This is a genomic window from Candidatus Atribacteria bacterium, assembly GCA_011056645.1.
GTDB classification, from domain to species: Bacteria; Atribacterota; Phoenicimicrobiia; order Phoenicimicrobiales; family Phoenicimicrobiaceae; genus Sediminicultor; species Sediminicultor quartus.
On sequence record DSEL01000063.1, the window covers coordinates 1 to 9,643 of the forward strand.

10 protein-coding genes are annotated in these 9,643 nt (G+C 36.8%); all 10 read right to left on the reverse strand.

From position 1 onward, the window contains the following. Window positions 1–661 (reverse strand): hypothetical protein (locus tag ENO17_02295; GenBank protein ID HER23869.1); only part of this gene is annotated, 661 nt, incomplete at its 3' end. Window positions 662–835: 174 nt separating this feature from the next. Then, a complete protein-coding gene (locus ENO17_02300; protein ID HER23870.1) occupies window positions 836–2,140 on the reverse strand; it encodes a Glu/Leu/Phe/Val dehydrogenase in 1,305 nt (434 codons plus the stop codon). A gap of 116 nt (window positions 2,141–2,256) precedes the next feature. Then, the gene (gene gltA, locus ENO17_02305; protein ID HER23871.1) at window positions 2,257–3,690 is read right to left on the reverse strand and encodes an NADPH-dependent glutamate synthase; all 1,434 of its coding nucleotides are present in this window, start codon (window positions 3,688–3,690) and stop codon (window positions 2,257–2,259) included. Next, complete coding sequence (locus ENO17_02310; GenBank protein ID HER23872.1) at window positions 3,691–4,548, reverse strand: sulfide/dihydroorotate dehydrogenase-like FAD/NAD-binding protein; 858 nt, start codon at window positions 4,546–4,548, stop codon at window positions 3,691–3,693. Between the two features lie 29 nt (window positions 4,549–4,577). Continuing rightward, complete coding sequence (locus ENO17_02315) at window positions 4,578–5,780, reverse strand: acetate kinase (protein HER23873.1); 1,203 nt, start codon at window positions 5,778–5,780, stop codon at window positions 4,578–4,580. A gap of 45 nt (window positions 5,781–5,825) precedes the next feature. Continuing rightward, window positions 5,826–6,380 (reverse strand): 2-oxoacid:ferredoxin oxidoreductase subunit gamma, encoded by a 555-nt coding sequence (locus tag ENO17_02320; protein ID HER23874.1) that lies wholly within the window; start codon window positions 6,378–6,380, stop codon window positions 5,826–5,828. Next, window positions 6,377–7,207 carry a 2-oxoacid:ferredoxin oxidoreductase subunit beta gene (locus ENO17_02325; protein ID HER23875.1) on the reverse strand — a complete coding sequence of 277 codons (831 nt, stop codon included), beginning with the start codon at window positions 7,205–7,207 and terminating at the stop codon, window positions 6,377–6,379. The genes ENO17_02320 and ENO17_02325 overlap by 4 nt, the downstream gene beginning before the upstream one ends. Further along, window positions 7,204–8,358, reverse strand: a complete 1,155-nt coding sequence (locus tag ENO17_02330; protein ID HER23876.1) for a 2-oxoacid:acceptor oxidoreductase subunit alpha — start codon at window positions 8,356–8,358, stop codon at window positions 7,204–7,206. Before ENO17_02330 ends, ENO17_02325 begins: the two co-directional genes overlap by 4 nt. Further along, the gene (locus tag ENO17_02335; protein HER23877.1) at window positions 8,351–8,593 is read right to left on the reverse strand and encodes a ferredoxin family protein; all 243 of its coding nucleotides are present in this window, start codon (window positions 8,591–8,593) and stop codon (window positions 8,351–8,353) included. The genes ENO17_02330 and ENO17_02335 overlap by 8 nt, the downstream gene beginning before the upstream one ends. A 5-nt stretch (window positions 8,594–8,598) precedes the next feature. Next, window positions 8,599–9,588, reverse strand: a complete 990-nt coding sequence (locus tag ENO17_02340; protein HER23878.1) for a GntR family transcriptional regulator — start codon at window positions 9,586–9,588, stop codon at window positions 8,599–8,601. Window positions 9,589–9,643: the final 55 nt, after the last annotated feature.

Below are 9,643 nucleotides of genomic sequence, written 5' to 3' on the forward strand. Positions count from 1 at the left end.
GAATACCTTCCTCTTTAATACTAATTTGCGATTTACCCAGGGTTACAACTTCTTTAAAATCTTTAAGTATATAAATAATTATATCTAAAATTGCGTTTTCAGAAACATATAATTTTCCATAATAACTAAAAGGAGGCCGTACTATTGCTCTCTCGCCTATTTTCCTTCTGCTATATCTTTTCTTATAAAATATCTCTAATGATTCTAATATATTTACCGGGAATTTTCTTTGTACTTCAATCCCGGGTAAAGGTATAACGTGTTTCCCTTCCTTTAATCTAACAAATTTTGCTTCCTCAATTTCTTGGTTAGTGGAAACATCTTCAATCTTTAATATTTTTTTAGGGGGCGGCAATTCTAAAGTTTTAATAATTTTATCAATCATTCTAACTGATGTTCCGATAACTAGTATTTTTTCTGGTTTAGCCTTTCTTATTACTTCTATTACTTCGTAGGCATAAGAAGGATCTTCGAAAATAGCAGTCCTAATAGCTTGAATTCTGTTCTTATCTTTTTTCGCAGAATGTCCGGCTAATATTTTATCTTTCCTTATTAAAAGACCATCATCAATTACGTAATTTATATTGTATTTATGAGCAATTAATAAAGCTTTATGGCTCTTACCTGTGCCACTCTCTCCAATTAAAGCAAATATTTCCACTTTCGATTACCTTCTCCCAGTATATCTCATATCTCCTATCTCGTATCTCGTAAGAGAAATAAATCCAGATATATGACTTTTAAACTTCTTCAATTTTTCTAACTATTTATTTTTTACGAGATACGAGATACGTATTTGCTATATACTCGATACTTTTTTCATTTGATACTATTTTTACTTTTTAGGTTTTACCCAACCTCTACCTTCTACTGCTTTAGCTACTCGCTGAAGCGCTATTAAATAAGCCGCATCACGAGTATAGCATTTTTTCTCGATGGCTAAATCAGCTACTGAGTTAAAAGCATTAGTCATAATACGGTCGAGTTTTTCTAAAACTTCATCCTTAGGCCAGTAGTAATTCATATTATTCTGAACTTCTTCAAAATAAGAAACAGTCACTCCACCAGCATTGCATATAAAGTCAGGAATCATATAAACACCTTTCTTTTTTAATACTTCGTCAGCTTCTAAAGTAGTAGGTGTGTTGGCTGCCTCTGCGTAAATCTTTACTGTATCAAAATTAATATCATTTACATTATCTTGAGTAATTGATTGCCCCAAGGCAGCGGGTATAAGAACATTAACTTTCTTCTTTAACCAAGCATTCCCGTCTTCTTGTTTCCAGCCAAAAGATTTAGCTCTTTCTGGATCGATAGTGCCGAATTTATCCAAAGTTCCAGGTGCAAGTAAGTCTTTTGGATCAATACCTTTTTCGCAACTATAAGTGTAGACTTTTTTATTTTTTGAATCCCAACAAGATATAGCTAATACTTTACCACCATATTGAACAAATTTTTCGCAAGTATATTGAGCAACATTACCAGCACCTTGAATAGAAGCGGTAGCATCTTTAAAATCTATATCTAACCTCTTTAATGCTTCTCGAATACAGTAAACTACACCATAACCTGTAGCCTCTGTTCTACCAAGTGAACCCCCTACTCCTACCGCCTTACCAGTAACAAAACCAGGTTTTCTATTCCTATTAATCGTATCATATTCATCCATAATCCAGAGCATATCCTGAGGATTAGTCCCTACGTCCGGTGCTGGAACATCTATTTCGGGGCCAACAAAATCATATACTTTTCTAACCCAGCCACGGCATAATCTTTCCGTCTCCCTATCGGATAATTTTCTGGGATCTACAATGATTCCACCTTTGCCTCCACCCAAAGGAATATCAACCACCGCACATTTCCAGGCCATCATCATAGCTAATTGTTTCACCATATCAATGGTTTCATCTTCTGCAAAACGGAGACCTCCTTTTGCTGGTCCACGAGCAGTAGAATGCTGAACTCTAAAACCGGTAAATGTTTTGGTGGTACCATTATCCATATCTATCGGAATGGTAAATTGTATCGCTCTTTCTGGCTCTCTCATAAATTCCCGTAAAGCGGGATTAAGATTAAGCAGTTCTGCATTATGATCAAATTGAGCTTGTACTAATTCAAAAGGGTTCATTTCTTTAGACATTTTTAAAATCCTCCTAATTTTTTCTTAGAATTTTAATTTAATAATATCCTAATAAAGTTTAAAAATTATCAATTTTCTGCTCTACCATTTACCTCCTCATTTCAGAATTATTTACCTTACTTACTTTTCCTTAAACTCTTACCCGAAGATAAAAATTCATCTATAGCCCGAGCTGCTACCTTACCGTCTCCTACTGCCGAGATAACGGTAGCTGAACCCCTAACAATATCTCCTCCGGCAAAAATCCCCTCTTGGGTAGTCATTTTAGTAGAATCATCTATCCTGAAATAGCCCCACTGATTAATCTTCACTCCGCTGGCACTGCGGGAGATAATTGGATTGGCAGAAGTTCCAATAGCATCGATGACCATATCTATTTCGAGTAAGAAATTAGAACCGGGGATAGGGATAGGTCTCCTTCGACCCGAATCATCCGGTTCACCTAACGCCATTTTAAGACATTCCATTCCGCTGACATTTCCTTTATCATCACCCAATACTCGTATAGGGAGGGTCAGAAAATGAAAGATGATCCCCTCTTCTTCGGCATGATGGACTTCCTCTGCTCGAGCTGGTACTTCTTTGCGAGAGCGGCGGTACACAATGTAGGATCTTTCAGCTCCCAATCTTAAAGCGGTGCGAGCGGAATCCATGGCTACGTTCCCTGCTCCGACAGTCGCTGCCCTTTTGCCTATCTTGATGGGAGTATCATAGTCGGGGAAAGCGTAAGCTTTCATTAGATTGGAACGAGTCAGGAATTCATTAGCGGAATAAACATCATTAAGGTTCTCTCCGGGGATGTTCATAAACCGCGGGGCGCCGGCTCCATTGGCCAAAAAAATTGCATCAAATTCATAGGTTAATTGATCGACACTTTGAGTAGCTCCTACGACAAAATCAGTCACCACTTTTACGCCTAGTTTTTCAATTTCTTTTACTTCATACCTTACGATCGATTTAGGGAGTCGAAATTCAGGGATTCCGTAGACCAGCACTCCACCTATTTGGTGTAAGGCTTCAAAGATCGTTACTTCGTAGCCAAATTTAGCCAAATCAGCAGCGCAGGTCAGTCCGGCAGGACCTGAACCTACTACGGCTACCTTTGGTTCTCTTTTCCCAACCCGGGGAAGGTTTCCGTGAATATGATTTTCGCGAGCCCAATCTGCCACAAAACGTTCTAATCGACCGATAGCGATCGGTTTCTTTCGTTTTTCCAAGATACAAACCCGCTGACACTGTTCTTCTTGAGGGCATACTCGTCCAGTGACTGCCGGAAGATTATCGGTCTTTAAGATTTCCAAATAAGCTCCGGCAAAATCTTCTTCCACTATCTTTTTAATAAATTGAGGAATATTAATTTCTGCCGGGCAACCGGGAACACATTGGGGATTTTTACACTGCAGACACCTTTGTGCTTCATAGAGGGCTTGTTCTTGATTATAACCCAAGGGGACTTCCTGAAAATTATGACTCCTCTCTTGAGGGTTTTGCTCAGGCATGAGAACCTGCTCTCTTTGCATTCTTTCTTTGGGAGAGATCATTTCAGCCATTTACTTATCCCTCCTTCCACAGGTACAGGTATGAAAAGCTTCTTTATAGAGATCCCAGGATCTTTTCTCCGAATCTTGATAACGAGAAAGACGATTCATAAATTCGGTCCAGTCAACCAATTGTCCATCAAATTCCGGTCCATCGGTACAGACAAATTTAGTTTCTTCACCGATGGTCACTCGACAGGAACCGCACATGCCGGTACCATCTACCATAATACTATTCAGACTGACGATAGTTTCTACCGAATAAGATTTGGTAGTTTCACAAGTAACTTTCATCATGATGGCCGGACCAATAGTCCATACCTTTTTAATGGATTGATCCTGATCCAAGAGCTCTTTTAAAACTTGAGTGACAAAACCTTTTCGTCCATAACTGCCATCATCAGTGGTCACTATCAGTTTTGAGGAAGCTTTTTTAATTTCCTCTTCCATGATAATCAATTCCTGGCTTCGGGCTCCGATCAGGGAGATGACTTTATTCCCGGCTTCTTTTAAGGCACGGGTGATCGGATGGATGCAAGCAATACCGGTTCCTCCACCTACAGTTACTACCGTACCATAATTTTCAATCTCAGTCTTTTTACCTAAAGGTCCGATGAAAGAAAAAAGAGTATCTCCTTCTTCTAAGTGAGAAAGTTCCTCACTGGTTTTACCCACTATCTGAAAGACAATACGGATTAAATCTTTCTCTCGGTCAAAGTCAGCTACAGTTAAAGGGATTCTTTCCCCTTGCTCCTTAATCATCAGGATAATAAACTGTCCAGGTTGAACAGATTGGGCGACTTCCGGGGCTTTTATCCACATAGAATAAATGGTTTCATGTAATCGCTGCTTATGAATTATCTTGTACATTTTGCCTCCTAAATTCTGCTAAAATATTCCTATAGACTTCCTGAAATTTCTGCTGTATCTTTTGCAATCATTAACTCTTCATTGGTAGGAATTACCATTACTTTTACTCTTGAATTATCGCTACTAATAATTGCTTCCTTGGCACTAACTTTATTTCTCTCCGGGTCAATTTTTACTCCTAAAAAATCTAATCCTTTACATGCTTCCGCTCTGGTTTCTGGGGAATTTTCTCCTATACCAGCAGTAAAAACAATTACATCCACCCCTCCCATAGCTGCTGCATAGGCTCCGATATATTTTTTTATGCCATAAGTAAAGGCAAAAATGGTTCTCATAGCCCTTTCATCACCTTGTTTTGCCTTATCTCCTAAATCTCTATTATCGCTGGAAATTCCTTCTGATAGACCCAGAAATCCACTTTCTTTATAAATAATTCTGTTCATCTCTTCAACGTTAAGTTTTTCTTTATCCATTAAAAAAGGGATAATAGCGGGATCAAGATCTCCGCAGCGCGTTCCCATTATTATACCAGCAACTGTACCAAATCCCAAGCTGGTATCTACGGACACCCCCTTCTTTACAGCAGTAATACTTGAGCCATTCCCTAAGTGGCAAGTAATTATTTTTAGCTCTTCCAAAGATTTTCCTAAAATTTTAGCTGCTCTTTGTGCTACATATTTGTGAGAAGTTCCATGGAATCCATACCTTCTTATCTTATATTTCTTATAATATTTATAAGGGATCCCGTAAAGGTAGGCATGTTCCGGAATAGTTTGATGGAAAGCGGTATCGAATACTCCTACTTGGGGAACCCCAGGCATTAGCTCCTTACAGACTTCTATTCCCAAAATATTGGGTGGGTTATGCAAAGGAGCAAGTTCAATACATTCTTTTAATGCATCCATGACTTCATTGATAAGTAAAACTGAGCCGGAAAATTTTTCCCCAGCATGAACTACTCTATGACCTACTGCTACTATTTCAGAGATGTCTTTAATTACGCCATAATCTAAATGAAGTAAAGCATCCATCATTAATTTGATCCCAATCCTATGGTTAGGAATATCCTGATGAGTTATAACCGGTTCCCGGAGAGAAGGATAATGATTAATTATTGAATCAGAAATCCCTATCCTCTCTACTAATCCCTTAGCCAGTACCGACTCATTACCCATGTCAAATAATTGGTATTTAATAGATGAACTGCCGCTATTTACCACTAAAACTTTCATTTTAATCTTACTCTCCTTTTTATAAATTTTATTTTGTCATATTTCCTAATTTCTTATTTTTAGATCTTGGGCAATATCAAATCCCAGGAGCAAAGCCTTCTCGTTTACTTCTTTTGCTTTAAATGGAATTCTAGAACACACTGCTTTTCGAATAGCTTCTTGAGAAACTACTTCAGTTAATCCAGCAATAATGCCTAAAGAAATAATATTAGTAACTAATTTTGTTCCAAATTTCTTTTGAGCTGTTTCAGAAATGGGAAATAAATATATTTTGTTTGAGATATTAGGAACTTCTGTTACTAATGCAGAATCAGCAACTAAAATACCATCTTTATTTAGATTTTTAATATACTTATCACAAGCAGTCTGAGTTAAAACTAAAAGAATGTCTGATTTTATCACTTTTGGATAATCTATAGCATCATTACTTATAACTACTTCTGATCTGCTTGCTCCTCCTCGAGCTTCTGGTCCGTAAGACTGGGTTTGAACTGCTTCTTTACCATCATAGATACCTGCTGCTTCGGCTAAAATTATTCCAGCTAAAATTAATCCCTGCCCTCCGGAACCACTTAAACATATTTCAATTCTTTCTTTCATATTGTACTGCCTCCACTTCCCTGAGCTTTCTCAATAATCTTTTCGTATAGTTCAGAATAGCCTGGTCTATCTTTGCTTATAAATTCACCTATCGCATATTTCCCTTTTTTTTCATCAGGGGAAAGTTCGTCCCATACCTTTTGGGATACAGTAATATCTTTTATCCAATTTAACATTTCTACCGGTGATTTCATTTTGTTCATCTTACCATAAGATATTGGGCAATCAGATATTATTTCTACTACCGAAAATCCTTTTTTATCCAAGGCTTTTTTAATTAAATTAGTTGCTTGCCGAACATGATAAACTGTTCCTCTGGCAACATAACTTGCGCCCGCAGCCTCTGCCAGTTTGACCAAATCAAATGATTGATCAATATTCCCATAAGGAGCAGTAGAACCAAATTTTTCCTTTGGGGTAAGGGGTGAATATTGGCCTCCAGTCATGCCGTAAATCATATTATTAATGATAATAGCAGTTAAATCGATATTACGTCGTGCTGCATGGATAAAATGATTTCCACCAATGGCTGAACAATCTCCGTCTCCCATAACCACAATTACCTTTAAATCGGGATTCGCCATTTTAATACCGGTAGCAAAAGGCAAAGCTCTCCCATGAGTGGTATTCATAGTATAAAAATTTAAATAACCGGTAATTCTGCTGGAACAACCAATACCAGAAACAGCTACAATTTTATCTTTCTCCCAATTTAAATCACCTAGAGCTCGTATTATAGCTCCTAACACAATTCCATTTCCGCAACCCGGACACCATATATGGGGAAACATCTCTTTCCGGATATAATCATCTATTATTGTTTTCATTTCTTTATCTCCTTCCGGATCTTTCCTAATATCTCAATAGGATTAATTAATTCACCGTCTACCCGACCGTAAGGAATAACTCGACATTTTCCATGGGCAGATCTCTCTACCTCTAATACCATTTGACCTAAATTCATTTCTGGTACTATAATTAAATCCACCTGTTGAGCTAACCTATTTACTTCTTCAAAACAGAAAGGCCAAATAGTTAATAATTTTAGTAAACCTACTTTTAAGCCTTCTTCACGAGCTAATTTTACTGTTCTTTCTGCTGCTCTTGCTACCGAGCCATAAGCAATTAAAGCAGTATCAGCATCTTCTAGTAAGTATTCTTCAAAAAGTAATATATCCTTAATATTTTTCTGAATTTTATGATGTATTCGTCTAATGAAATGATCTATTTGTTGGGAATCAGAAATAGGCAAACCTTTTTCGCTATGGATTAAACCAGTAATATGGTAAGGATACCCTTCACCAAAATTAGCCATGGGAGGAACACCATCTTCATCTGGTTTAAAAGGAAAATATTCTTCGGGGGGTACAGTGGGCTTTTTTCGATTTATCACTTCGATGTCCTCTAGAGCAGGTATCTCTACCTTTTCTCGCATATGGGCGATGACTTCATCCAGGAGTAAAATAACTGGTGTTCTATATTTTTCGCTAAAATTAAATGCTTTGATGGTTAAGTTGAGTATTTCAGTAACAGTAGAAGGGGCAAGAGCTATAATAGGGTGATCTCCATGAGTCCCCCATCTTGCCTGCATCATATCGCCTTGAGAGGGTTTTGTAGGTAGACCGGTACTTGGGCCTCCTCTTTGAGCGTTTACTACCACACAAGGTATTTCATTAATAATAGCAAAACCTAAATTTTCCTGTTTCAAGCACATTCCGGGACCAGAAGTAGCAGTTAGAGATTTTAATCCAGCAATAGAAGCTCCTATAACTGCTGCCATACTGGCAATTTCATCCTCCATCTGTATAAATTTCCCACTAATTTTAGGTAATTCACGCGCCATATTTTCAGCAATTTCTGAAGAGGGAGTTATAGGATAACCGGCAAAAAATTTTACTCCTGCCAATAAAGCTCCTTTAGCGCAGGCTTCGTTCCCCTGTAATAATTTTATATTTTTTTTCTTTACTAAATTATTCATCTTTCTTGTTCGCTCCTTCTACTGTAATCGCAAAATCCGGACATCTAAGTTCACAAAGATTACATTTTATACAAGCATCAATATTTTTAGGGATAGGCTTTCCTTGATCATCAGGAACCAATACGTCTTTGGGACAAAATTCAATGCAAATACCACATGACTTACACCACTCTCTACGAACGGATATCTTTGTGGAATTATTTTGATAAACTTCTAATATTTTTTTTTGCTTCATATCTTTTATAAAATGCCTCCTTCTCTTTTAATATCCAAAATGGCTAATTTTAACATACTCATAGATCCTTTGTCGGGAACATATACAAACTCAATGAGGGGAATTTGAGGAGAAATAAATTTTTCTACTTCTTTCTTTCTTCCGGGGGAAGTTATGACTATGTCTGTATTAATCAGGAATTTCTTTACTTCATCTTTATCATGAGAAATGATAAATTTAAAACTAGAGAATTTTATTCCTGTCTGTTTAATGGATTGAAAAACCCTTTGGGCAAATTTATCCGTAATACATACCAAACCAATGCTTTTCTCTTTGGAAGATAAATGAGCAATGTTTACCATCGTTTCCATCAAAGGGTCCAAGGCAATAGTGAGAACTCTCTGCTTTTGATCAGAAAGAAATTTTTTTACTTCATTATAATGAAAAAATGTCGTTACTACCAAATCGATAGACTTAATTTTTTCTCTAAAAATATCTGGCGCTTTATAAATCTCATCTATCAATATAGGTATTATGGAAATACCCGTTCCCAATTCTATCCCTTTGGAAAAAAAATATAATTGTTCCTGATTACATTCAATAAAAGCAATGTTAATATTTTTTAACAATTTTTCCTTTTCTTCTATTCTCTTATTGACTATTTTTTTAAACTCACTTAATTCAAAATCTAACTCCAGGGCTTCATTGATAGTAAGATCAATAATCTCTTCTATCTTTAATTGATTATTATTTGCTTTAGATTTAGATAATGCGGAGGTTTTCGGATTAGGGAAAGTGCCTTTCCCAGGAATAGAAAATATTATATTCTCCAATACCAATTCTTTGTAGGCCATACTCACTGTATTTCTACTAATTTGCAAGCTTTCCGATAAATCTCTTTCGGTAGGTAATTGTTCCCCTTCCTTTAAATTACCATTTTCTAATAATTCCCTAATCTGGTGTTTTATCTGGAGATATAAAGGAATGCCGCTTTTCTTATCAATCTCAATTTTCATAAAAGACTTCCTCGTTAAAAAGATAAATCATTGTTTGATCATTGGACTAATGGAC

Excerpts from the sequence above, each read along its gene's own strand:
- ENO17_02325 (HER23875.1), bottom strand. The coding sequence starts at position 7,207 with ATGAAAACAATAATAGATGATTATATCCGGAAAGAGATGTTTCCCCAT.
- ENO17_02300 (HER23870.1), bottom strand. The coding sequence starts at position 2,140 with ATGTCTAAAGAAATGAACCCTTTTGAATTAGTACAAGCTCAATTTGAT.
- ENO17_02310 (HER23872.1), bottom strand. The coding sequence starts at position 4,548 with ATGTACAAGATAATTCATAAGCAGCGATTACATGAAACCATTTATTCT.
- ENO17_02320 (HER23874.1), bottom strand. The coding sequence starts at position 6,380 with ATGAAAGAAAGAATTGAAATATGTTTAAGTGGTTCCGGAGGGCAGGGA.
- gltA (HER23871.1), bottom strand. The coding sequence starts at position 3,690 with ATGGCTGAAATGATCTCTCCCAAAGAAAGAATGCAAAGAGAGCAGGTT.
- ENO17_02330 (HER23876.1), bottom strand. The coding sequence starts at position 8,358 with ATGAATAATTTAGTAAAGAAAAAAAATATAAAATTATTACAGGGGAAC.
- ENO17_02335 (HER23877.1), bottom strand. The coding sequence starts at position 8,593 with ATGAAGCAAAAAAAAATATTAGAAGTTTATCAAAATAATTCCACAAAG.
- ENO17_02315 (HER23873.1), bottom strand. The coding sequence starts at position 5,780 with ATGAAAGTTTTAGTGGTAAATAGCGGCAGTTCATCTATTAAATACCAA.
- ENO17_02340 (HER23878.1), bottom strand. The coding sequence starts at position 9,588 with ATGAAAATTGAGATTGATAAGAAAAGCGGCATTCCTTTATATCTCCAG.